The organism is Streptococcus oralis (genome assembly GCF_901543815.1).
Lineage (GTDB): Bacteria > Bacillota > Bacilli > Lactobacillales > Streptococcaceae > Streptococcus > Streptococcus oralis_CM.
Map to the genome: position 1 here is coordinate 1,400,459 of NZ_CABEIU010000002.1, position 24,451 is coordinate 1,424,909.

At 40.9% G+C, this 24,451-nt stretch carries 28 protein-coding genes; 4 read left to right on the forward strand and 24 right to left on the reverse strand.

Going from position 1 to position 24,451, the window contains the following annotated elements; genetic code table 11:
- Positions 1-44 precede the first annotated feature (44 nt).
- The 18 genes from ftsX to FQT28_RS07220 form a co-directional block, all read right to left on the reverse strand.
- Positions 45-971, reverse strand: coding sequence for a permease-like cell division protein FtsX (gene ftsX, locus FQT28_RS07125; protein ID WP_143989808.1), 927 nt, complete (start codon positions 969-971; stop codon positions 45-47).
- Positions 964-1,656: a cell division ATP-binding protein FtsE gene (gene ftsE / locus FQT28_RS07130; protein ID WP_143989809.1), complete on the reverse strand. Its 693-nt coding sequence runs from the start codon at positions 1,654-1,656 to the stop codon at positions 964-966. Before ftsE ends, ftsX begins: the two co-directional genes overlap by 8 nt.
- Before the next feature lie 18 nt (positions 1,657-1,674).
- Positions 1,675-2,770, reverse strand: a protein-coding gene (gene prfB, locus FQT28_RS07135) for a peptide chain release factor 2 (protein WP_143989810.1) whose coding sequence is annotated in 2 segments (ribosomal slippage) — positions 1,675-2,697 and positions 2,699-2,770 — 1,095 coding nt in all. Because the reading frame shifts where the segments join, the coding sequence is not laid out codon by codon here.
- 111 nt (positions 2,771-2,881) lie between these two features.
- Positions 2,882-3,538, reverse strand: a complete 657-nt coding sequence (locus tag FQT28_RS07145; protein WP_000268641.1) for a CBS domain-containing protein — start codon at positions 3,536-3,538, stop codon at positions 2,882-2,884.
- A 132-nt stretch (positions 3,539-3,670) separates the two neighbouring features.
- Positions 3,671-5,098, reverse strand: a complete 1,428-nt coding sequence (locus FQT28_RS07150) for a cytosine permease (RefSeq protein ID WP_143989811.1) — start codon at positions 5,096-5,098, stop codon at positions 3,671-3,673.
- A gap of 132 nt (positions 5,099-5,230) precedes the next feature.
- Positions 5,231-6,658: a cytosine permease gene (locus tag FQT28_RS07155; RefSeq protein ID WP_125449613.1), complete on the reverse strand. Its 1,428-nt coding sequence runs from the start codon at positions 6,656-6,658 to the stop codon at positions 5,231-5,233.
- Position 6,659: 1 nt separating this feature from the next.
- Positions 6,660-6,845 carry a hypothetical protein gene (locus tag FQT28_RS07160; RefSeq protein ID WP_143989812.1) on the reverse strand — a complete coding sequence of 62 codons (186 nt, stop codon included), beginning with the start codon at positions 6,843-6,845 and terminating at the stop codon, positions 6,660-6,662.
- A 1-nt stretch (position 6,846) separates the two neighbouring features.
- Entirely contained in the window at positions 6,847-8,625 is a 1,779-nt protein-coding gene (locus tag FQT28_RS07165) for a phosphotransferase (RefSeq protein WP_143989813.1), read from the reverse strand.
- 246 nt (positions 8,626-8,871) lie between these two features.
- The gene (locus FQT28_RS07170) at positions 8,872-9,582 is read right to left on the reverse strand and encodes an ABC transporter ATP-binding protein (protein WP_000062210.1); all 711 of its coding nucleotides are present in this window, start codon (positions 9,580-9,582) and stop codon (positions 8,872-8,874) included.
- Positions 9,582-10,346, reverse strand: a complete 765-nt coding sequence (locus FQT28_RS07175; protein ID WP_143989814.1) for an ABC transporter ATP-binding protein — start codon at positions 10,344-10,346, stop codon at positions 9,582-9,584. The genes FQT28_RS07170 and FQT28_RS07175 overlap by 1 nt, the downstream gene beginning before the upstream one ends.
- A complete protein-coding gene (locus FQT28_RS07180) occupies positions 10,346-11,302 on the reverse strand; it encodes a branched-chain amino acid ABC transporter permease (protein WP_000856262.1) in 957 nt (318 codons plus the stop codon). Before FQT28_RS07180 ends, FQT28_RS07175 begins: the two co-directional genes overlap by 1 nt.
- A 3-nt stretch (positions 11,303-11,305) precedes the next feature.
- Entirely contained in the window at positions 11,306-12,175 is an 870-nt protein-coding gene (locus FQT28_RS07185) for a branched-chain amino acid ABC transporter permease (RefSeq protein ID WP_000941418.1), read from the reverse strand.
- Between the two features lie 119 nt (positions 12,176-12,294).
- Positions 12,295-13,455, reverse strand: a complete 1,161-nt coding sequence (locus FQT28_RS07190; RefSeq protein ID WP_143989815.1) for an ABC transporter substrate-binding protein — start codon at positions 13,453-13,455, stop codon at positions 12,295-12,297.
- An 87-nt stretch (positions 13,456-13,542) separates the two neighbouring features.
- On the reverse strand, positions 13,543-13,812 hold the full coding sequence (locus FQT28_RS07195) for a YlbG family protein (RefSeq protein WP_143989816.1): 270 nt from the start codon (positions 13,810-13,812) through the stop codon (positions 13,543-13,545).
- A 78-nt stretch (positions 13,813-13,890) separates the two neighbouring features.
- Complete coding sequence (clpP, locus tag FQT28_RS07205) at positions 13,891-14,481, reverse strand: ATP-dependent Clp protease proteolytic subunit ClpP (RefSeq protein ID WP_000613467.1); 591 nt, start codon at positions 14,479-14,481, stop codon at positions 13,891-13,893.
- A 178-nt stretch (positions 14,482-14,659) separates the two neighbouring features.
- Positions 14,660-15,289: a uracil phosphoribosyltransferase gene (gene upp / locus FQT28_RS07210; RefSeq protein ID WP_084946900.1), complete on the reverse strand. Its 630-nt coding sequence runs from the start codon at positions 15,287-15,289 to the stop codon at positions 14,660-14,662.
- Positions 15,290-15,377: 88 nt separating this feature from the next.
- Positions 15,378-15,845: a deoxycytidylate deaminase gene (locus FQT28_RS07215; protein ID WP_000136990.1), complete on the reverse strand. Its 468-nt coding sequence runs from the start codon at positions 15,843-15,845 to the stop codon at positions 15,378-15,380.
- 18 nt (positions 15,846-15,863) lie between these two features.
- Positions 15,864-16,421 (reverse strand): TetR/AcrR family transcriptional regulator, encoded by a 558-nt coding sequence (locus tag FQT28_RS07220; protein ID WP_033584950.1) that lies wholly within the window; start codon positions 16,419-16,421, stop codon positions 15,864-15,866.
- 124 nt (positions 16,422-16,545) lie between these two features.
- Between FQT28_RS07220 and FQT28_RS07225 the strand changes: the two genes are divergently transcribed.
- From FQT28_RS07225 to FQT28_RS07240, 4 genes are all read left to right on the forward strand, one after another.
- On the forward strand, positions 16,546-17,391 hold the full coding sequence (locus FQT28_RS07225; RefSeq protein ID WP_143989817.1) for a DegV family protein: 846 nt from the start codon (positions 16,546-16,548) through the stop codon (positions 17,389-17,391).
- A gap of 56 nt (positions 17,392-17,447) precedes the next feature.
- Positions 17,448-18,629 (forward strand): aminoacetone oxidase, encoded by a 1,182-nt coding sequence (gene aao / locus FQT28_RS07230; protein WP_143989818.1) that lies wholly within the window; start codon positions 17,448-17,450, stop codon positions 18,627-18,629.
- Positions 18,630-18,642: 13 nt separating this feature from the next.
- The gene (locus FQT28_RS07235; RefSeq protein WP_143989819.1) at positions 18,643-19,164 is read left to right on the forward strand and encodes a DUF1697 domain-containing protein; all 522 of its coding nucleotides are present in this window, start codon (positions 18,643-18,645) and stop codon (positions 19,162-19,164) included.
- A gap of 109 nt (positions 19,165-19,273) precedes the next feature.
- Positions 19,274-19,630, forward strand: a complete 357-nt coding sequence (locus FQT28_RS07240; RefSeq protein WP_260663479.1) for an 8-oxo-dGTP diphosphatase — start codon at positions 19,274-19,276, stop codon at positions 19,628-19,630.
- Between the two features lie 59 nt (positions 19,631-19,689).
- Here the strand turns inward: FQT28_RS07240 and FQT28_RS07245 are convergent, their stop codons facing one another.
- The 6 genes from FQT28_RS07245 to FQT28_RS07270 all read right to left on the reverse strand — a co-directional run bounded on the left by FQT28_RS07245 (position 19,690) and on the right by FQT28_RS07270 (position 24,418).
- On the reverse strand, positions 19,690-20,235 hold the full coding sequence (locus tag FQT28_RS07245; RefSeq protein ID WP_143989820.1) for a GNAT family N-acetyltransferase: 546 nt from the start codon (positions 20,233-20,235) through the stop codon (positions 19,690-19,692).
- A 634-nt stretch (positions 20,236-20,869) separates the two neighbouring features.
- A complete protein-coding gene (gene nadE, locus FQT28_RS07250) occupies positions 20,870-21,694 on the reverse strand; it encodes an ammonia-dependent NAD(+) synthetase (protein WP_143989821.1) in 825 nt (274 codons plus the stop codon).
- Positions 21,691-23,151 (reverse strand): nicotinate phosphoribosyltransferase, encoded by a 1,461-nt coding sequence (locus FQT28_RS07255; protein WP_143990074.1) that lies wholly within the window; start codon positions 23,149-23,151, stop codon positions 21,691-21,693. Before FQT28_RS07255 ends, nadE begins: the two co-directional genes overlap by 4 nt.
- Before the next feature lie 116 nt (positions 23,152-23,267).
- Positions 23,268-23,756, reverse strand: a complete 489-nt coding sequence (locus FQT28_RS07260) for a DUF6773 family protein (RefSeq protein WP_143989822.1) — start codon at positions 23,754-23,756, stop codon at positions 23,268-23,270.
- Positions 23,746-24,219, reverse strand: coding sequence for a DUF6773 family protein (locus tag FQT28_RS07265; RefSeq protein ID WP_143989823.1), 474 nt, complete (start codon positions 24,217-24,219; stop codon positions 23,746-23,748). Before FQT28_RS07265 ends, FQT28_RS07260 begins: the two co-directional genes overlap by 11 nt.
- Positions 24,209-24,418 carry a helix-turn-helix transcriptional regulator gene (locus tag FQT28_RS07270; RefSeq protein ID WP_185952362.1) on the reverse strand — a complete coding sequence of 70 codons (210 nt, stop codon included), beginning with the start codon at positions 24,416-24,418 and terminating at the stop codon, positions 24,209-24,211. Before FQT28_RS07270 ends, FQT28_RS07265 begins: the two co-directional genes overlap by 11 nt.
- Between the last annotated feature and the right edge of the window lie 33 nt (positions 24,419-24,451).

Here is a 24,451-nt window from a genome sequence, read left to right on the forward strand (position 1 = left end):
CTGTATTATTTCTGATTTGGTCTGCAAGTTGCATTTATATCCAACTAGATCTTCAAGAATCGACGCATTGAAATGCCTGATCCAATTGCCCCAATGAAAATACCAATCACAAACAATAGGACTGTCATCACAGGGATAAACACATCTGGTGTAATCATTGACAAGTTTTGACCTACCAAGGATTTATTGACAGATTGGTAAACCATATTGTAGACAAAAAATACAAGGACTGAAGGAATCGCTGCACCAAATAAACCGATAAAGGCACCTTCAAGTAAGAATGGTCCTCTAATGTAGCCATTTTTAGCCCCTACTAGACGCATGATTTGAATTTCACGGCTACGCGAAATAATGGTGATACGGATAGTATTGGAAATGAGGAAGACTGCAATAAAAATCAAGAGTCCTGCAATAACCAATCCCCAAACACGGATAAAGGAAGCTAGTTCGAAAAGTCGTTGAGTGTTGGCTCCACCATCTTGAACCTCTGATACTCCCTCTATTTTCTTAGCTTCTTCAGCTACCGTTTTAACATCACTCGGAGAATTTGTATCAACGATGTAAGCATCATAGAGCGGGTTTGCATCCCCTTCAAAGACCTTCCAGTCATCCCCCATCGTTTCAGTCAATTTTTGGTATTGTTCTTCTTTACTTGAGAAGGTGACACTTTTTACAGCTGGCATAGCTTTTAAAGCATCATAGACCTTGTGATAGTCATTGTTGGTAACTGTCTGACCTTCTTTTTCAATCGTTTCACTATTATCTGCTACATCCTTACGAATGTAAACCATGACACGAACGTTGTTTTCAATATCGGTAGCCAGCTTGGCTGTATTAAAAATTACGGATGCAAACAGGGCAACTAGAGTCAAAGTAATCATAACCGAACTCACTGCTGCTACTGTCATCCAGCCATTTCGTTTTAAACTTTTTAATGATTCAAATAAATGGCGAAAAAATCTACTAATCATCGTATCCATATTCTCCTTTAGCTTCGTCACGAACGACACGGCCATTTTCAATGGCAATGACACGGTGGCGCAAGGTATTTACAATCTGGCTATTGTGGGTCGCCATCAAGACAGTAGTACCTTGGAGATTGATGCGTTCCAACAGATTCATAATTTCCCATGAGTTATCAGGGTCCAAGTTTCCTGTCGGCTCATCGGCAATCAATACCTTCGGATTATTAACAATCGCACGAGCAATCGCAATCCGTTGCTGCTCTCCACCTGAGAGTTCATTAGGGAAAGAGCGAACCTTGTGTTTCAAACCGACCAAGTCCAAGACTTCCATAACCCGTTTCTTAATATTGCGACGGTTCTCACCGATTACTTCCATTGCGTAAGCAATATTTTCATAAACAGTTTTCTTTGGCAAGAGTTTGTAATCTTGGAAGACTACCCCAACACTGCGACGGAGTAGAGGGATATCTTTCTTCTTGATTTTAACCAGATTAAAGCCTGCCACTTTTAAACTACCTTTTTCGACTTTTACTTCACGATATAAAGCTCGAATAAAGGTTGACTTCCCTGCCCCAGAAGGACCTACGATGTAGGCAAATTCTCCTGGTTCAATACTAAGAGAGACCCCACGGAGGGCAGTCGTTCCATTATCGTATTTTTTGACAACATCTCGCATTTCAATGATTGACATGTGAGTTCCTTTCTATTCTTAGCTGATTCGCCACTTGAGATAGGCGTCGATGAAACCATCAAGATCTCCATCCATGACCTTATCTACCTGAGCGACTTCAAAGCTCGTACGGTGATCTTTTACCATGGTATAAGGTGTGAAGACATAAGAACGAATCTGACTTCCCCAAGTGATTTCTTTTTTCTCACCTTTGAGGGAATCGACTTCCGCAGCTTTCTTTTCTTGCTCCATTTGATAGAGCTTGGCCTGCAACATCTTCATGGCACGATCTCTATTTCCATACTGGGTACGATCGACCGTTGATTGGACGACAGTTCCCGTAGGAATGTGTGTCAAACGCACACCTGTTGAAACCTTATTGACGTTTTGTCCACCAGCACCACCTGAACGGAAGGTATCCATCTTAATATCATCCTCACGGATTTCCACTTCGATGGTATCATCCAACTCAGGCATAACCTCTACGGAGGTAAATGAGGTATGGCGGCGTTTGGCAGAGTCAAATGGAGAAATACGTACCAGACGGTGAACACCCATTTCTGACTTGAGAAGACCATAAGCATTTGGGCCTTCAAAAGACAAGGTCACAGACTTGATGCCCGCTTCATCACCAGCTTGATAATCCAAGACTTCAACTTTAAAGCCTTTTGCATTTCCATAACGAGTGTACATACGGAGCAACATATCACCCCAGTCCTGAGCCTCTGTACCTCCAGAACCTGGATGGATTTCCAAAATAGCATTATTGTGGTCATAAGGTTCTGACAAGAGAAGCGTCATCTCGTAGCTGGTCATCATCTTATCGAGTTCTGATAACTGTTCAACCAGTTCATCATGGACTGACTCGTCTTCTGCTAAAAAGTCCAATAAAATTTCAACTTCATCCTGCAACTCCTCCATCTTGCGGAAGGTGTTGTAGGTATTTTTTAATTCATTTAATTCTTGCGACGTTTTTTGGGCCGCGATATTATCGTTCCAAAAATCAGGTTCTGTCATCTTGTTTTCCAAGATGGCAATCTCTTCCTCTAGTCCTTCGAGGTCAAAGAGACCCCCTGAAAGAAGCTAATTTTTCACGATTTGCGTCAATTTTTTGACGAATTTCTGAAATGTCCATAAATACTCCTTTATTCACATCGTTTCATTATACCACATTCTCTCATTTCTTTCCATATTTTGCTTGTTATTTCAAATTGTATACAAAAAAGAGGGCTTTCACCCCCTATATTTATAACTTTTTAGCAGAGGTTCGAGCAATCTCCTCTACTTGGATACCTTGCGCTTCAAATTTCTCCTTCAGGAAGGTTAAATCAATCGTCCCATCAATTTGAACTTCAATCACGACCTTACCATCCTTGCGAGGAATATTGACTGTGTGTGAAATATTCAGATTTTCTTCTACAATCAAGGTCACAATCTTGCCCAAAACCCCGACTTCATTTTCCGTAATAAACCGAACACGAATTCCTTCCTCGCCGTAGCCAGCGATTTCTAGAAAGGCTTGAAAAACATCACGATCTGTAATCACACCATAAACCTGTTGATTGTCCACAACTGGAAGAATACCTATCTTATTCTTCAACATGAGATAGGTCGCATCTTCTAGACTAGCATAACCTGACACAGTGATGACATCCCGAATCATAACATCTTTAACTTTAGTCTTATTGAGAAGATAATTCATCTCATAGATAGAGAGGCTGGTTGCTTTAGATGGGCTGGCTTCCGCTATAGTTCCTTCTGTTACCAGACCAACTAATTGGTCATTTTCGATAACAGGTAAACGGTGCAAGCCTTGCTCGCGCATCAAATCTGCTGCATGTGCTACAGTCGTATCTGGACTAATATAAACTACCTTGCGGGTCATAAAATCTTTAACTGCCATGAGACTTCTCCTTCTTTATTGCTACTATAATTATACACTTTCTTACAAAAACTATCAAACGCTTTCATCTCTTTTTCAAGATTTTGTAACATTCAATCACAAAAAAAGAGAGAACCAAAGTTCCCTCTATCCTTAAATAGTAACTGAATCTCTATCCTTAATCATATAGCGTTTTAAAGGAGTTAAGCTAGCTAGCCAGTACAATAGACCACCAAAGATCGCAGTAAAGCCACTACCAGTTGTGAGCAGGAACATAGGACTCTGGATATGCTTTGTTATAGGGTTGTAAACAAATAGTACTGCAACTAACAAGGAAATGATTACACAAGATAATCCTACCAGATTAAATCCTTTGGTAAACTCATAGGCGTCATGTCCTTCAAGGAAATAGGCTGAACGCAAATCGAGTTTTCGTTTTCTTAAGATAAAATAGTCAACAACGATCATTCCAATAATGGGTCCTTGAATATAGGCCGCCAGCGAGATGAAGGAACCGAAGTATTCATCCACTCCTCCCCAAATCGTAAGTAGGCTCACATAAACCATGGCAATCCAAACCATTAGTTTATAACTTACTTTGGGCATCCCGCTTTTTACAATCATACAGTTCACATACGATCCTGTACCCTGAGTTCCAATATTGGCAAAGGCTACTAATAGTAAACTTAAAAGCGCAAAGGCTGGTGTGCTTAGGGTTGAAAGCATGGTTGTTGGGTCACTTTCATAGACACCTGTTTTGACAAACATAGCCAAAGCCATGACTCCACCTGTCGCAGCAAAGAATGGCGCAACACCCCCGTATGACAAGGCTGTAGCCCAATAGCCACTGCGTTCTGATTTTGCCAAACGTGGTAAGACAAATGCTTGTGTAGACCAAGAAAAGGCTACGGCCACATTTCCTTCCCCTGACATCATAAAACGTTCAATCGGTGTCAAATTTTCTTGGATGGCAGGTTGGACATTCATAATATCCCTAATCGGAACCGCAACAAAACAGATTCCAACGATGATTAGCCCAACAAATAACAAGGCAACCACCAGGAAGCGATTAGTGCCTTTAATCACCTCTGGGCCCCCAAGTGCAATCAGCGTTCCAAGGAGAACACAGAGGGTACCTAGAATCGGTGCCCATACTCCCTTGTCTAAACCAAGTCCAAAATTATTTGCCAAATGAATCATGGAGCTGGCAAAAAGATTGGCGGTAACAGCATACCAACCAAAATTTGCCAGACTAATCACTGTTGATAGAACGGCCACCCCTTTTCTACCTAGAACAGCTCTCAACCAGATCCACAAATCAATTCCATATTTAACGGCAAACAAAATAGGGAGACATTCAATAAAGACCCAGATAATGTTAAAGCTAAAAATATTTATCAACATTTGATTAAAAGTCAAATATTGAGCCACATAGGCTCCTTGGGTATAACACCAAGTTGCGATGGCAAAACCACTTGTTGATAGGAAAAGATCCCAGAAAGAATACTGACGATCCTTGTTGATCATAGGAACGATTCCCGTTATCGTCTCCTGTTGAATAAAGTCATTCATCTTGGACATTTTATTGAATATCTCCTGTCATGGCTAAAATAATCAGAACATGATTGACTAGAATCATACCAATTACTAATGTAAAATTAACTTTCAAAAAAGAGGAAGCAAATAGATATAGATGAAGGTTTTCATTTATCCCTAAATCGTAACAGAGTCCCGATCCTTGATCATATAGCGTTTTAACGGAGTTAAGCTAGCTAACCAGTACAATAAACCTCCAAAAATCGCAGTAAAGCCACTACCCGTTGTGATTAAAAAGATTGGGCTTTGAATCTGTGCTGTTACAGGGTTATAAACAAATAGTACTGCAACCAACAAGGAGATAAAGACGCAAGACAAGCCAACCAAGTTAAATCCTTTAGTAAACTCATAAGCTTTATGTCCCTCAAGGAAATAGGCTGAACGCAAATCAAGTTTTCGTTTTCTTAAGATAAAGTAATCAACAACAATCATACCAATAATTGGTCCCTGAATATAAGCGGCTAGTGAGATGAAGGAACCGAAGTACTCTTCTACCCCTCCCCAGATGGTGAGTAGGCTCACATAAACCATGGCAATCCAAACCATTAGTTTATAACTTACTTTTGGCATCCCGCTTTTAACAATCATACAGTTCACGTACGATCCTGTCCCCTGAGTTCCAATATTGGCAAAGGCTACTAGTAGTAGACTTAAGAGGGCAAAGGCTGGGGTGCTTAGAGTTGACAGCATGGTTGTTGGATCACTTTCATAAACACCTGTTTTGACAAACATGGCTAGAGCCATGACTCCACCTGTCGCAACGAAGAATGGAGCCACAACTCCGTATGATAAGGCTGTAGCCCAATAACCACTGCGTTCTGATTTTGCTAAACGTGGTAAAACCAATGCCTGTGTAGACCAAGAGAAGGCAAAGGCTACATTTCCTTCTCCAGAAAGCATGAAGCGTTCTAATGGAGTTAAATCTCCTTGGGTAGCCGGTTGAATGTTCATAATGTCAGTGATAGGCACGGCTACAAAGCAGATTCCAACGATAATGAGACCGACAATCAACAAGGCAATTACCAAGAAGCGATTGGTCCATTTGATCACCTCTGGACCTCCAAGCGCAATCAGCGTTCCAAGGAGAACACAGAGTGTACCAAGAATAGGTGCCCATACTCCCTTGTCCAAACCAAGACCAAAATTATTTGCTAAATGAATCATGGAGCTGGCAAAAAGATTGGCCGCAACGGCATACCAGCCAAAGTTAGCCAAACTAATAATGGTTGATAACAGGGCTACTCCTTTTTTTCCGAGGACAGCTCTCAACCAAATCCACAAATCAATCCCATATTTAACCGCAAACAGAATTGGGAGACACTCAATAAAGACCCAAATAATATTAAAACTAAAAATATTTATCAACATTTGATTAAAGGTCAAATATTGAGCCACATAGGCTCCTTGGGTATAACACCAAGTTGCAATGGCAAAACCACTTGTCGACAGGAAGAGATCCCAGAAAGAATACTGACGATCCTTGTTGGTCATGGGAACAATACCCGTTATCGTCTCCTGTTGAATAAAGTCATTCATCTTAGACATTTTATTGAATACCTCCTGTCATGGCTAGAATAATCAGGATAAAATTAATTAGAACTAAGCTGATGACTATAATAAAATCACTTTTTAGAAATGGCTGAGCAAACACATAGTTTGGTGATTCCATTTCTTCTAGCCTTCTTTTCGTTTCATTTGCTATTAATTCTTCAATTTCTGATGTCGGTTTCATCTCAATTCTCCTCTAAGTATAAATCTAATGCAAGTTTTCCATACTGCTTGGTATAACGATACCAGATATAAAGAAATTCACCTACTGGTTTTCCAACGCTTTCTTGGAACAGGGCCCACAAAAACCAATAATACGAAGTCACTGATACATAGGCAAAATAGTGACGTTTGGTTTTCTTGTCCGGAACTTCTTGTAGATAGATTTCAAGTACCTTTTCAGCTTCTTCTACTGTATAATTTGAACACCCGATAAAGGTTCCTAAATCTCCTGCTGGATCTCCCATACCAGAATATTCCCAATCAATCAAGCTCATTTCGCCAGCTTCATTCAACAAGAAATTCGGGCTATAAGAATCTCCGTGGCAGAGAACCTTTTTCGTATGCTCTTCTTGTAGAAACTTTTCAAGAACTGAGACATTCTTATCCAACTCTTCAAGTCCATCAAACTCAAAACGATTGCTGGCTTTTAATTTTTGTCTAAAATCATCAATTCCCTCAAATTGGTTAAAGAAATGATTTGTTTTTTCTCCAGATTGGTGCAAACGTCTCAAGAGCTCCATTGCTTTTGATACATCATCCCAATTATCATAATCCAGTTGCTTGGCATTAGGGATAAATTCTGAAATTTTCCAGCCCTCATCCTTGTTCATGGCGACAAAAGTACGGTCAATCTTTAATTTTGCAGCAATTTCCATGGAAGCCGCTTCACTAGCACGATCGATATAATTCTCCGTTCCTCTACCCGGATGACGGTAAACATATTTCTTCCCTAGGCAGTCAAATGAAAACGAAGTGTTTGTTAAACCGTCTTTTAGAGGTTTGATATTGACAATATCTGAAGCCACACATCCTAATGTCTTACAGATATTATCAATGATTTCCGAATTAGTATTCACCAAATAGTGTTCATCAAACTGACGCAACTCATCTAGTGAATCAAACTCCTTAACAATGTCTGCTGAATAATGCCGAGCTTCCAAAGGAAGTTCCTTGACGTGACGACTATAATAATCTTCCCAGAGCTGTTCGCGATATGGTTCGTGCTTAAATTCAGTTTCTAAAATATCTACGAACTTTTCACTAAATGCACGATCAAAATAAACGTGCCCCACCATAGCCCAAGTATTCGTCCCACCGATTTGAACATCAATAATCGTGTGATTGGAGTCTTCCTTAGAGCAGTATTCGTCTGTGTCCCCTTCTGCAAATATTGTAGAATAGTAACCCCTGTAAATGTATCGCTCAAACGGATTTTCTACAAAATAATTATCCGAAGAGCAGATATAAGTGTTAGAAAGTTGATCTCTGACTAGCATGAGAGAAGAACAGTTGTTGTACTTGTAGTAATCATTATTCACAACGATTTTAACACCAAATTTTTCTGCTAGATAGAACATTTTTTCCTGCAGATAGCCTACAATAACTGTAATATCCTCTATCCCAGCTTCTTGCAACTGCTTGATTTCTCTCTCAATCAAACGCTCACCTTTAACTTGAAGCAATCCTTTAGGTAGCTCATAAGACAAAGGAGCAAAGCGGCTACTCATACCTGCAGCCATGATAATGGCATTCTTTACCTGATACGGAGCTAAAGCCCCCTCACCTAAGTCAGTTAAATGATTTTCCTCACTGATCCACTTCTCTTCTTTACATTCCTTGAGAAGATTATTTACTGTCCCCAAAGAGATGTCTAACCGTTCAGCCAATTGTCTCTGCGTAAAGTTTTCGTCTTTGTGAGTCAACAAAAAACGTAAAAGTCTAAATTGTTTTTCTGATAGCATATCTTCAGCCTCTTTTGTTCAATATTTTTATTTATTCTATTATATAATGAACGCACACTTTTGTCAAGTTAGATTCTATATTAAGAAAATGGGTGCTCAAATCAGGTCCATCAAAATAGTAAGCAAACGAAGAAAGAGCCCCAAATTGGAGCTCTTCAAACTTATATGCCAACTAAAACAATCCACTGGATCTGATGATTGCTACGCAATCTCTATCTGCCGACTAAAAAGGTCCCCCGGACCTTTTTAGCCACCTAGATATGCTTTTCTGACTTCGTCTGATGCTGCGAGTTCTTTTCCTGTTCCTGATAGGACAATCTTTCCTGTTTCAAGTACATAACCACGGTCAGAGATAGCAAGGGCCTTGTTAGCGTTCTGTTCAATTAGGAGAACCGTTGTTCCTTGCTTCTGAATATCTTGGATGATATCAAAAATTTCTTGGATAAAGATCGGGGCAAGTCCCATTGACGGCTCATCCAAGAGAAGGAGCTTAGGTGTTGACATGAGCGCGCGTCCCATAGCCAGCATCTGCTGTTCACCACCTGAAAGAGTTGCCGCATCTTGGTTCTTGCGTTCTTCCAGACGTGGGAAGCGTGAGAAAACTTTTTTCAAGTTAGCTTGATTTTCTTCACGATTTTTCTTCAAGAAAGCTCCCATTTCTAGATTTTCCATAACAGTCAAGCCTGGAAAAACATGGCGTCCCTCAGGGACTTGTGAAAGGCCACCTGCAACAATTTTTTGCGCTGGCATCTTTTGAATTTCTTTTCCTAAAAACTGAATTTTACCAGCACTTGGACGAACCAAACCTGAAAGGGTACGAAGAATGGTTGTTTTACCAGCACCATTGGCACCAATCAAGGAAACAACTTCACCTTCATTAACCTCGAAACTTACATCACGAACTGCTTGGATCATACCGTAATGCACAGAGAGGTTTTCAACTTTTAACATAGACATTAGGCTTCACCTCCTAGATAAGCTTCGATAACGCGTTTGTTGTTCTTGATCTCATCTGGAGTCCCATGAGCGATCAACCGACCATATTCAAGAACATAGATACGCTCAGTAACTTCCATAACCAAGTTCATGTCGTGTTCGATGAGCATGATGGTAATTTTAAATTCATCTTTGATACGACGGATCAATTCTGTCAATTCAGCTGTTTCTTGTGGATTCATCCCAGCTGCAGGTTCATCCAAAAAGAGAATCTTGGGTTCGGTTGCCAGAGTACGAACGATTTCTAATCGACGTTGTTGACCATAGGCCAGATTTTTAGCAAGTGTATCTGCATCGCCATCCAAATCAAAAATCTTCAGCAAGTCCATAGCTTTGCTTTTTAATTCTTCCTCGTTCTTATAAAAAGCTGGTAAACGTAGAAAACTTGCAAGGACATGTTGTTTATGATGATTGCTAAATGCAATCAAAACATTTTCCAAAACTGTCAAGTCCTTGAACAAACGAATATTTTGGAAAGTACGACTGAGACCAAGTGAAGCAATCTTATAGGGAGTTTTCCCATTTAGGAGGTGACCATCTAGTGTCACTGTACCTTCGCTCGGTTCATAAACACCAGTCAAGAGATTGAAAAGGGTTGTTTTACCAGCCCCGTTTGGTCCAATCAGACCAACCAACTCTCCCTCGTTCAATTCAAGAGTGACATCTCCAACAGCTGTTAGACCGCCAAAATGTTTGGTTAACTGTTTAACTTCAAGTAATGCCATTAGTTTTGTCCCTCCTTCTTCGATTTTTTAAAGAAACGTGATAGACTCAATTCCCATGTCCCAAGAAGTCCACCTGGTCTGAAAATCATGACCAATACAAGAGCCAAAGCGTAGATAATCATACGTACACTAGCTACATCTTGAAGGAGCATATTTAAAATTCCTAAAACAATCGCAGAAACGATGGTACCTGTAATAGAACCAAGTCCACCAAATACAACGATAATCAACACGTTGATGGAATTAATAAAGGTGTAATCTTTTGGCACAACAGATCCGATAAAACCAGCCTGAAGTGAACCAGCAATACTTGCTGTAATGGCACCAAAGACAAAAGCGATAATCTTGATCTTTGTAGTGTTCACCCCAACGGACTCTGCAGCAATCTCATCCTCACGAACAGATAGAGTAGAGCGTCCAATTGGACTACGTAAGAAGTTGAGAGTTGCAATAGTTGTAATCACCACAAAAAGATAAACCATCTGCCAGTTGGTAAAGTTTGGAATACCCAAGATACCAGCAGCACCGTTGGTCAAACTTCCACCATTAATGATAAAGATACGAATGATTTCTGAAACACCTAGTGTCGCAACAGCCAGGTAGTCACCCTTTAAACGTAGTGTTGGAATTCCAACGAGCAAAGCGACTGCACCAGAAATCAAGGCACCCAAGACCATTGCTCCAAAGAAGGCACCATAGGTTGGTGATTTTGAGCCAATAATCGCTGCTGCATAAGCCCCAATCGCCATAAAACCTGCATGACCGAGTGAGAATTGTCCTGAAAAACCAACGATTAAGTTCAAACCTACTGCAAGGATGATATTAATCCCAATTTGTTCTAAAATTTGGACATGGAATAGATTGAGAACACCAGCAGAAACCAGTACACTGATCAGCCCATAACCTGCTAACAGAAGGAATAACCAGAGAATATTTACTTTAAGATTTGTCTTCATTGTTTACACCTTCTCTTTCACATTCTTACCAAGGATACCTGCAGGACGAACAATCAGAATCAAAAGTAAGATTCCATATACGATAGCATCACGGAAATCAGACATACCAAAGGCAGTTGCAAATGTTTCCAACAAGCCAATCACAAATCCCCCTAGAGCTGCACCAGGAATAATCCCGATACCACCAAGAACGGCCGCAACGAATGATTTTAGACCTGGAGTCACACCCATCAACGGTTCAAGAGAGTTGTAGTAAAGGGCGATTAGGACACCTGCCGCTCCAGCAAGAGCTGAACCCAAAGCAAAAGTAAAGCTGATTGTACGATTTACATTAATTCCCATCAATTGAGCAGCGTCACTATCAACCGATACCGCACGCATGGCTTTCCCCATTTTTGTTTTTTGAACAATCACTTGCAATAAAATCATCAGGAGTAAGGAAACTGCTAAAATCATTAACTGGACGTTTGTCAAGCTGATTGGCCCCAAATCATAGCGAACTGTTTGAATGGCTTGAGGAAAGGCACGAGTATTGGCACCGACCAAGTAGACCATTCCATATTCCAGTAGGAAAGACACTCCGATAGCTGTAATCAAAACAGCAATACGTGTAGAGTGTCGCAAAGGACGGTAGGCAAGAAACTCAATCACAACACCAAGCAGTGCGGTTCCTACCATTGAAATAATCAAAGCTAAAAAGAAATTCATTTGGAAAGAATTAATCAAAAAGTAACCAATAAAGGCTCCCATCATATAAATATCACCGTGGGCGAAGTTGATGAGTTTGATAATTCCATAAACCATGGTATAACCCAGAGCCAAAAGTGCATAAACACTACCCAGAATTAGACCATTCACAAGTTGTTGGAGCATAGCATTCACTCTTTTCTATTGTTATTTTTTAGAAAATTTCTTAATTTTCACAAGTTCATAAACACCGAAACAGGGAGTGAGTCAAAGGCTCATTCCCTATTTCAACTACTATTCTAATGTTATGGTTTTACAACTTCTGCTGCTTCCACTTTACCATTGTTCATGGTCATCATGTAAGCAGTTTTCACTGTGTTGTGATCTGCATCAAAGCTCGTTTGACCAGTCACACCATCAAAGTCTTTGGTTTTAGCAAGGTTGTCCTTGATTTCACCTGAGTTTTTAGCACCTTTTGCAGCATTAGCTACTAGGTAAACTGAGTCATAGGCCAAAGCTGAGAATGTTGAAGGTTCTTCATTGTATTTAGCACGGTAGGCTTCAAGGAAAGCTTTAGCTTTTGCAGAAACATCAACTGTAGTTGAGAATCCTGAGATGAAGTAAATGTTTGATGCTCTTTCAGCAGTTGCTTGTTGAACAAATTCTTCACCGTTAAAGCCGTCACCACCAACGATTGGTTTATCAATTCCCATACCACGTGCTTGGTTTACGATTTTACCTGCTTCTGTGTAGTAACCTGGAACAACGATAGCGTCAAACTCTTTCCCTTTCATTTTAGTAAGGGCTGCTTGGAAGTCTGTATCACCTGCTACAAACGTTTCGTCTGCAATAATTTCACCTTTGTAGGCTTCACGGAAGGATTTAGCAATACCTTTAGCATAGTCACTAGCATTGTCCGTATAAAGAACAACCTTCTTAGCGTTCAATTTGTTTGTCACATAGTTTGAAATAATCTTCCCTTGGAAGCTATCTTGGAAAGTTCCGATAAATAGATATTCTTGACCTTTGGTCAAACCGTCTTGAGTCGCACTTGGTGAAATCAATGGCACTCCTGCTTGAGTAGCATTTGCTACAGCTGCGGCAGTTGCACCAGATGTCGCAGGTCCTACGATAGCTGCAACTTTTGATTGGGTCACTAGATTAGTTGTAACAGAGGCTGCCTCAGCAGTTTCAGATTTGTTGTCTTTGTCTACAACTTCGATTTGTTTCCCATCGATACCACCTGCAGCATTGATTTCATCAACAGCAAGTTGAGCACCTTTTTGTTCAGAAGTACCATAGGCAGCTACAGCACCTGTTTCTTCAAAGTTAAAACCGATTTTGATAGTCTTTTCGTCTACTGGGTTACCAGTTGTATTTGACGCTCCTGACTTGACCTCTCCACAAGCAGCGAGAAGAGCTACGCTAGCAAGAGCCACAAAAGATAGGGCAAATTTTTTCTTCATTTTTAATCTCCTTATAGTTGTTTCAAAAATAGTATGTTAAGAATATACCGAATTATCAGAAAATTGTCAACACATTTATCTCATTTTTTAAATGATAACGTTTTCCTCAGTGAGATAGAGATTGCCAACAAAGGGAGTTTCTAACTCTTGAATGTGGCAACGTCTTATTTTTTTGATAAATCTTTCCTTACCTAATCTCTCAACTAAGTCATCTAGCTCCTCAGTTGGAACATAAAGTTGCAGGTAGCGATGTTTTTTGGAATGGTAACAGATATCACCGTATTCCTGAAGTTTTTTTGCATCTCGATTATAGTAAAGATAGATGATTAATCCTGATCGATTTGTTTTTTCAAACATGAGGGATCCTCTTTCTAAGAAATCTTCCCCTATTATACCAAAAAAAGCAAACTCCGTCGAGTTTGCTTTCTAGGTTGCTTAGCTCAAAGAATTGTTAGCCATGATTTCATCAATGAAGCCATATTCGAGCGTTTCTTGGGCACTCATCCAGTAATCACGTTCAGCATCCGCGTGAATTTGCTCAACAGATTTACCTGAGTTATCTGCAAGGATTTGCTCCAAAGTCTTACGAGTTTTGAGCAAGTGCTCTGCAGCGATTGCCATATCGGTTTGTTGGGTACCACCACCTGTACCACCCATTGGTTGGTGAATCATGTACTCTGCATTTGGAAGCATGAAGCGTTTGCCTTTTGCACCACTTGATGCAATAACAGTCCCCATAGATGCAGCCATTCCCATAACGATTGTTTGAACATCTGCCTTGATAAAGTTCATGGTATCAACGATTGCCAAACCAGCTGAAACAGATCCTCCAGGTGTATTGACATAAAGGTAAATATCTTTTGTGCTATCTTGGGCATCCAAGAAGAGCAATTGGGCGATAACGGAGTTGGCCATATTGTCTTCGACTGGCCCAGTTAGCATGATGATGCGGTCTTTCAGAAGACGAGAGTAAATGTCATAGGAACGTTCTCCACGGCTTGTTTGTTCAATAACTACAGGAATCATTCATTTCTCCTTTTAATGTTGAATTTTCTTAGTCATGCGACTCAATACAGAACTATTATATCTTTTTGGTCAAAAAAGGTCAAATTTTTGCTCTATACTATCGACAGAATCAAAAATTCAACCTCCTCGCGAAATTAGAAACATCCTCCAATTTCATCTTTAAGACTCTATCTGAGTCTTATTTCGTACCGAACAAGCGGTCTCCAGCATCTCCGAGACCTGGAACAATATAGCCATGTTCATTCAAGTGTTCGTCCAGAGCTGCTGTAAAGATCTCTACATCTGGGTGTGCTTCTTGAAGAGCTTTCACTCCTTCTGGAGCAGATACTAGGCAGACAAACTTGATATTTGAAGCGCCACGTTTTTTAAGTGAATCTACTGCCAAGATTGCTGAGCCACCTGTTGCCAACATTGGATCAACGACAAAGATTTGACGTTGGTCAATATCCTCAGGCAATTTCACCAAGTATTCAACTGGTTGAAGGGTTTCTTCATCACGGTACATACCAATGTGCCCAACTTTTGCTGCTGGAACCAAGCTCAAGAGTCCATCTACCATCCCGATACCTGCACGCAAGATTGGGACAATCGCCAATTTTTTACCAGCCAATTGTTTTTGAACGGTCTTTGTGATAGGTGTTTCGATTTCCACGTCTTCAAGTGGAAGATCACGAAGTACTTCATATCCCATCAACATTGCAATCTCATCTACTAGCTCACGAAAAGCTTTTGTAGAAGTATCTGTACGACGCAAGATTGACAATTTGTGTTGAATGAGTGGATGATTAATGACTTCAATTTTTCCCATTTTCTGAGTTCCTTCTTTCAATTTATTCTTCTTATTATATCAAAAAACGGTTTAAAAAGCTTTCTAAACCATTTATTTTTATTAATTTTTAAATCAAATCTGCCTCTTGAAGAGCTGTCTGAACAGTCTCTAATGGTAAATGGGTTAACTCGGTGCCTTTTTCATGATAAAGGTACTGGGCATAGTCATCCATTCGGTACTGGTTGATATAAACCACGCGCTTACAACCAACTTGTAGCAGTTGTTTGGTGCAGTTCAGACACGGAAAATGGGTCACATAGGCTGTAAATCCTCTTGGAACCCCTCGTTCAGCTCCTTGCAAGATGGCATTGACCTCGGCGTGAAGGGTTCGAACACAGTGTCCTTCAATGACTAAACATTCGTGGTCGATACAGTGCTCCGTTCCTGATACGGAACCATTGTAGCCTGTTGAAATGACCTTATTGTCCTTAACTAGGACAGCTCCCACTTTAGCACGTTTACAGGTCGAACGATTGGCAATCAGTAAAGCCTGGGCTGCAAAGTACTCATCCCAAGCCAGTCTTTTTTCTGTCATGACTCTTCTCCTTTTCCTCTATTTTTTGAAAAATGGCAAGCGTAAATCTGCAATCTTTTCAGCTGGAACCTTCATGCCATCCTTGATCCATTTAAGCAGAACCGATACGATGGCAGAGCTCCAAAAGGAATGAAGGTAGCTGCTAACGCCTTTTGACTTTCCGTGGTATTTTTCTAGAAATTCCTGCATGGCTTGGACAAAAATCTTTTCCAAATGGTAGTCCAGAGCAAGTTGAATAACCTTGGCTTCTTTCTTTGCTGCGCGGAAAAGGTGAACCCAGACCAGATAAAGATCGGTTTTGACATCGTAGTGGCTCAACTGTTCCATGATATTGTGAACGCTGCGTTTAAAGACGCTTTCCAAAATCTCTTCTTTGGAGTCATAGTTACGATAGAAGGCGGCACGAGAGACGCCCGCCCGCTTGACTAATTCTGAAATACTGATCTTTGCCAAGTCCTTTTTCTCTAGAAGTTGCAAAAGAGCCGTCTCGATTGCTTCTCTGGTTAAAAAATTGGATTCTTGATTTGATTTTCTGAGATTTTCAAGAGATTTTTCAGATATTCTACGTTCAGACATAACAATTTCTTTCTACTTGTAACAACAGACGGATGGTGCTTTTGTTTCAAGGGCATTCATGATACAATTGTAAAAAAAGACAGAACCTTTGTCAATGTATAAGTGACAAAGATGGAGAATTTCTATGACTTGGAAGATTGTAGCTGACTCTGGTTGTGATTATCGTCAACTGGCAACTCCTGCTATTGATACTGAATTTGTTAGTGTTCCTTTAACCATTCAAGTAGCTGATCAGGTCTTTATCGATGATGCCAGTCTCGACATTGACCATATGATGAAAACCATGTATGCGACTTCTGAGGCTTCAAAATCGGCTTGTCCTAGCCCTGATGATTACTTGCGTGCATTTGAAGGTGCTAAGCATATCTTTGTCGTTACTATCACTGGTACTCTTTCAGGTAGCCATAATAGTGCACAGCTCGCTAAAAATATCTACCTCGAAGAACACCCTGACACTCAGATTCATGTTATCGATAGTTTATCTGCGGGTGGGGAAGTTGATTTGATTGTCGAAAAAATCAATGACTTGATTGACCAAGGACTTTCTCATGAGGAAATTGTTGAAGCTATCACAGCTTACCAAGAAAAAACAAAATTACTCTTTGTCCTCGCTAAGGTTGATAACTTGGTAAAAAATGGCCGTTTAAGTAAGCTTATCGGTGCAGTTGTTGGTCTTCTCAACATCCGTATGGTTGGGGAGGCAAGTGAAACTGGAACCTTAGAGCTTCTTCAAAAGGCTCGTGGTGCTAAAAAGTCCCTTCAAGCAGCCTATGAAGAACTCATCAAGGCTGGCTATGCTGGTGGTCGTATCGTCATGGCTCATCGCAGCAATGAAAAATTCTGTCAGCAATTGTCAGACCGCTTGCTGGAAACATTCCCTCAAGCTGAAATTAAGATTCTTCCAACATCTGGTCTCTGCAGTTTTTATGCAGAAGATGGCGGTTTGTTGATGGGATATGAAATTAACTAAGATTATGAGTAACAAGAGATGCCAAGCATCTCTTGTTTTTGTGGTACAATAGAGCTATGAAACATTTTGATACTATTGTCATCGGTGGTGGACCTGCTGGCATGATGGCTACGATTTCCAGTAGCTTTTATGGTCAGAAAACTCTACTTATCGAAAAAAATCGAAAACTTGGTAAAAAATTAGCTGGTACAGGCGGCGGTCGCTGCAATGTGACCAACAACGGGAGTTTAGACGACCTACTGGCTGGCATCCCTGGGAATGGGCGCTTTCTTTACAGTGTCTTCTCTCAGTTTGATAACCATGATATCATCAACTTTTTTACGGAAAATGGAGTCAAACTTAAGGTCGAGGACCACGGACGCGTCTTTCCTGCCAGCGACAAGTCTCGGACCATTATCGAAGCTTTGGAGAAAAAAATCACTGAACTTGGTGGGCAAATTGCCACTCAAACGGAGGTTGTTTCAGTTAAAAAAGTGGATAACCAGTTTGTCCTAAAGTCTGCAGATCAAACCTTCACTTGTGATAAACTGATTGTCACAACTGGTGGTAAATCCTATCCTTCCACTGGATCGACTGGATTTGGCCACGATATTGCCCGCCATTTTAAGCATACTGTGACCGATCTTGAGGCCGCTGAGAGCCCATTGTTGACAGATTTTCCTCACAAAGCGCTTCAGGGCATTTCACTAGACGATGTGACCCTAAGCTATGGCAAGCATGTCATCACTCATGATTTGCTCTTTACCCACTTTGGTTTATCTGGCCCTGCTGCCCTACGCATGTCCAGCTTTGTCAAGGGTGGTGAGATCCTCTCACTGGATGTCTTGCCTCAACTTTCTGAGAAGGACTTAGCTGCATTTCTAGAAGAAAATCGGGAAAAATCCTTGAAAAATGCTTTAAAAACTTTGCTTCCAGAACGTTTGGCAGAATTTTTGGTGCAAGGCTATCCTGACAAAGTCAAACAGCTGACTGAGAAAGAACGGGAACAACTTCTCCAGTCCATCAAGGCCCTCAAAATCCCTATCACTGACAAAATGTCTCTGGCTAAGTCCTTCGTCACCAAAGGAGGTGTCAGTCTCAAGGAAATCAATCCTAAAACTCTAGAAAGTAAGCTGGTCCCTGGACTCCACTTTGCTGGCGAGGTACTGGATATCAATGCCCACACGGGTGGGTTTAACATCACTTCTGCCCTCTGTACCGGCTGGGTGGCAGGCTCAAATCCAATAAATACCAAATAAGAAAGGAAGTCCTTTGGAACATATTATTTTACTAAGAGGCGTTACTCCCAATGGAAAAAATGCTATCCCAAAAATGTCTTATTTGGTAAATATTTTGACAGAAGCTGGTTTTCAACACGTTCGAACCTATATTCAAAGTGGGAATATCATTCTTGAAAGTGAGTTGGACTTGGAAGAAATACGAGAACGCATTCATACTTTGATAAAGGAAAAAATTGGAGCTGACTTAAAAATGGTTATCAAGAATAAGGACGATTTTGAAAAGATTGTTCAAGAGAACCCATTTAGAGAAGACTATCTTCATGATCGTGTACATGTGATTCTTTATCAGGGATTTATCCAAAGTCTGCCATTAGAAAAATTGAAAGCTGACTACGGTGAGGAAGAAATTTGTGTAGGCGATCACTGTCTCTACCTCTATCTCCCTAGAACTGCAAAACGAAAAAAGCTCAATACCAACTATCTTGAAAAACTTTTTGGCGTGGATTTGACCATGCGAAAGTTAAACGTCGTGGAAAAGTTACTAACAAAATAGGAAAAACAATATGAACAGACGAGAATTAGTCGAATTTGTCAACATGTGCATGATTAAAAACGGAAACAAAGTTCTAGTTCAAGATCGAGTTAGTCCCGACTGACCCGGCATCACTTTTCCTGGTGGTCATGTAGAGCGTGGGGAATCTTTTACCGATGCAGTTATCAGAGAAGTCAAGGAAGAAACTGGACTAACCATATCCAAACCTCAACTTTGTGGTATCAAAAACTGGTACGATGACGAGGATTACCGCTATGTCGTCCTCTTTTACAAGACAGAACACTTTACTGGTGAACTCCAGTCTTCAGACGAAGGTACTGTTTGGTGGGAAGAATTTGAAAATCTGTCTCATCTGAAACTTGCAACTGAGGATACGTCAGACATGCTGCGTGTTTTTTTAGAAGACGATTTAAGTGAATTCTTTTACTACAAAGACGGTGACGACTGGCTTTATGAGTTAAAATAAAAGAGCAGAAAAAAATGACCTGAGCTTCAAACTCTAACTTTTGAAGCTCAGGTCATTTCTTAGTTCTTTTTAATCTGATAATAAATAAGGTCCGCAACGTAGTCTTTTCTCTCTACACCATTGGTAATAGTCTTTAGATAGGACATTCCAGCCTTTTCCATCACACGGCCTGAAGCTGGATTGAGACTTGCATAACGAGCTCTGACCTTTTGAAAGCCTGCTTGAGTAAAACAGAAGTCTAGCACGGCTTTCAAGGACTCCGTCATCATACCACGACCCCAATATGCCTTGCCTAGCACATAGCCAATTTCACAACAAGAATCATTCTCATCCATTGCAACGATGCTGATATCTCCAATCACTTGCTCTGGTTTTTCCTTTAGACAAATGGCCCATTTGTAATAGTTGGGATTGGTATAGGAGGCAACCCAATTTCGAATCGAGTTTCGAGTCACCTCAACATCAAGATGGGGATCCCAGCTGACATAGGTCAGATTCTCAGCAGACGAAGCCCAATTTTGAAACATGGCTTCCGCATCACTCTCCACAAATCTTCTCAAAATCAAACGTTCTGTCTGTAACATTTGCGTACCGATTGTTTTCATGACACTGCCTCACTTTCTGATATATGGTTCTCTGTCAAATCTCCATTGAAACTTATTTTTGCTTTCGAATCTCAATGCTCAAGCTAAAAATATCCACTGGGCCTCCTCGTTTTCCTGTTTCTAAACTCGGGGTAAAAGGACTATACTCAGTAACAGCTAGAAATCAAGTATTCCCTCTAGTTACTTGACGCAGTCGCTGTCTGGGTTGAAATGCGCTTTACCAAGCTTTTTCAAACCTAGTCATCGTTGCGGGGGTGAGACAAGGAAAATCGAACTCTATGAGTTACCGAATCTGCCTCGTTTTCCCATTTTTAGACTCGGGGTAAAAAGGTCCACAGGACCTTCTTCGCTTTCTCATTTCTAGGCTCAGGGTAAAAAGACTATACTCAATAACAGCTAGGAAACAAGTGTTTTATCTAGTCCCTTGACGCAGTCGCTGTCTGGTTTGAAATGCGCTTTACCAAGCTTTTTCAAACCTAGTCATCGTTGCGGGGGTGAGACAAGGAAAATCGAACTCTATGAGTTACCGAATCTGCCTCGTTTTCCCATTTTTAGACTCGGGGTAAAAAGGTCCACAGGACCTTCTTCGCTTTCTCATTTCTAGGCTCAGGGTAAAAAGGTCCACAGGACCTTTTTACTCCCAGAAGTCATCAAATACGGTGATTGGTAGGTGGCGTTTGTGTTGTCCTTTATGCCACCAGTTTTCAATAATCGCTTGAGCTTCTGGGCTGATTGTTTTGCCTTCTAGGTAGTCGTCAATCTCTTCATAAGTGACTCCCAAGGCTACTTCATCAGCTATCCCTGGTTTTTCTTCTTCTAGGTCTGCTGTTGGGATTTTTTCATAAAGGGCTGGGTCTGCACCAAGCTCCTTCAAGAGTTGTTTTCCTTGGCGTTTATTGAGGCGGTAAAGAGGGAGAATGTCTGCACCACCGTCACCAAACTTAGTAAAAAAGCCTGTGATATTTTCCGCAGCATGATCTGTTCCAATGACAGCTCCGCTATGGGCACCCGCAAGAGCATATTGGGCAATCATACGGCTACGCGCCTTGATATTTCCCTTGTTGAAGTCTGAAACAGTGCTTCCTGTCGCTTCTACTGCAGCTGCCATGGCATCAGCTGATTCCTTGATATTCACAACCAAGCTGACATCTGGCTGGATGAAAGCGAGGGCTTTTTGGGCGTCCTCTTCGTCAGCTTGGACTCCATAAGGTAGGCGAACAGCGATAAATTTGTAGCTGTCATCTCCAGTTTCTGCTCGCATTTCTTCCATAGCTAATTGCGCCAAGCGCCCCGCTAAAGTCGAGTCCTGTCCTCCAGAAATCCCTAGTACAAAACTTTTAAGGAAGGGATGTTTTTTCAGGTATTTTTTTAAAAAGTCAATGGAACGACGAATTTCCTCCTGGGCGTCAATCACTGGCTTGACACCTAGTTGCTGGATTATGGTCTCTTGCAAACTCATTCTTCTTCTCCTTCGCCAAGGGCTTCCTTGCGCATCTTGTCAATCAAGTCCATCTTATCTTGCCAAATATCACGCGCCAAATCTACTGGATAGTGCTGTGGATTGAGTACCCGTTTATACTCATCCCAAAGCTTGTCAAATTCCTTGCGGGCATAGGCCTGAATCTCAGTCAAACTAGGTAAATTGTAAACCAATTTCCCTTCTTTGAAGATATCCACCAAGAGAGGAACAGCATCAAAGTTTCGAACGGTCTTCTTGATGTAAGTATAGGTCGGATGGAACATTTTGATTTCAGTCATGTTGGCAACATCCACACCGTCATAGGTGATGTAGTCACCTTCTGACTTGCCTTTTTCACGACTGGTAATGCGCCATACTTGCTTCTTACCTGGTGTTGACACTTTTTCAGCATTGCTTGAAAGCTTGATGGTGTTGCGCATCTTACCAGTTTCATCTTCGATGGCAACAATCTTATAAACTGCGCCAAGGGCTGGCTGGTCATAGGCTGTAATCAGCTTGGTACCGACACCCCAGACATCAATTTTAGCGTGTTGCATTTTGAGGTTGAGGATGGTATTTTCATCTAGGTCATTGGAAGCGTAAATCTTAGCCTCTGTAAAACCAGCCTCGTCCAATTGCTGACGGACTTTCTTGGAAATGTAGGCAATATCCCCAGAGTCAATCCGCACACCCATAAAGTTAATCTGGTCACCCAACTCACGCGCTACCTGAATAGCAGCTGGCATACCGATGCGAAGCGTATCATAAGTATCTACTAGAAAGACACAGTCACGATGGGTTGAAGCATAGGCCTTAAAGGCCTCATAGTCATTTCCATAAACTTGTACCAAAGCATGGGCATGGGTTCCTAGGACAGGAATGCCAAAAAGCTTCCCTGCTCGCACGTTGCTAGTTCCGTTGGCTCCACCAATCACGGCTGCGCGTGTTCCCCAGATAGCCGCATCCATTTCTTGCGCACGACGTGTCCCAAACTCCATCAAAGGCTCATCTTCAATGACCAAACGAATACGAGCTGCTTTAGTAGCGACCAAGGTCTGGTAGTTGACGATGTTCAAGAGAGCTGTTTCCACCAATTGACATTGGGCTAGAGGTCCTTCTACCTGCACAATCGGCTCATTAGCAAAAACCAAGTCCCCTTCCTGAGCGGAACGAACTGTTAATTCTAACTTGAGATTTCGTAGGTAATCTAAGAACGCCCCATGATAACCAAGCGACTCCAAGTAGGCAATATCGCTATCTGAAAAGCGCAAGTCTTTAAGATAATGTACAATTCTTTCCAAGCCAGCGAAAACTGCATAACCGTTCTGAAAGGGTTGCTGACGGAAGTAAACCTCAAAAACCGCCTTTTTATTGTGAATTCCTTGGTCAAAGTAAACTTGCATCATGTTGATCTGATACAAGTCCGTGTGCAATGTCAAACTATCATCTGGATACATCTGTTTTCCTTCTTCCTTCTTTACAAAGGCATGAACGTATTCTACCACTTTCACACCGTCCGATAAATTAGTACTATTATAACACATTTTACCGAGATTGATAAAAAACTAACAAGCTATTCTCCGTTCTCCAGTTCATCCATATCTTGCTCAAACTTTTGTTGAGCCCATTCGCCATAACTTTTAAGCCCGAGATTGCCGATAAAAACCCAAGGAAGGTAAATCAGATAAGTAAGGATCCAAGCAGACAGATATTTAAAATTCAAAGGATTATGCTGATAAATTTCTATGTTGAATTGATAATTCTGCAACATCAAAAGAGTCGTAATAGCGAGAGTTACCAACAAACACCCTACAATCGTAAAATGAAAACGACTATAGTAGTTCACACCCAAATCTCGAGCACGGCCGAAAAAGTAAGAAGTTCCAATAATGATAATGATGAGAATCATTCTCGGATTAAAAAGACTTGGTGCTAATACTGCAATCATATAAGATAAAAGCAAGAAAGCTATAGAGATATAGAAACTTTCAGCCCCCGCTTTATTCATCAGTTGCTCTTCCCTTTCGTCTAGTAATTGATAATAAAAAAATCTATTTTTCATCTTCTTCCTCCCAAACTTGCTGATTTCTGCGATTCAAGTATAGGATAACTCTATCCATAGAATAACTCCCAACGAGATAGATGATAACTGCTAGGACCACTTTTAGGGAGTACTTCCAAGTCAATAGACTGACCAGTTCCTCGCGATTACCTATGATATCAATCAGTAAAATCACTATAGAAAATCCCAAAGCAGATAAAATTCTTTCTTTTTCAGTATTCTCAACAATATCTCGAATATCAATTCCTACATACATGCGGCGAATAATGGCATACAAACCAACTCCGATCAATAAAAGTAATTCTGGCAAATAGGACAGAAGTGTTAAATTGAAAATATAAACTTTGGCAAAAATTTCCAGTGCCAAAAATAGGAACATTCCCAAGAGAATTTCTCCTGAAATCTTTCCATCCAATTTTTCCGTACGTTCATCTTTGATCACAAGTTTTTTTCTATTCTTCATCTTCTTCCTCCCAAAATAGTTGATCTAATGTTTTTCCTAAGCATCTACAAATGGACTGACAGAGCGAAAGACTAGGATTATATTTTCCCGCCTCTATCAAACCAATAGTCTGTCGCGTAACCCCTACAGCCTCTGCCAAATCCCCTTGTGTTAAATCAAGCTCCACCCGAGCTAATTTTAATTTTAAATTTTTAGCCACTAGCGTCCTCCTTCTCATTTTTAAAAAGTTGCG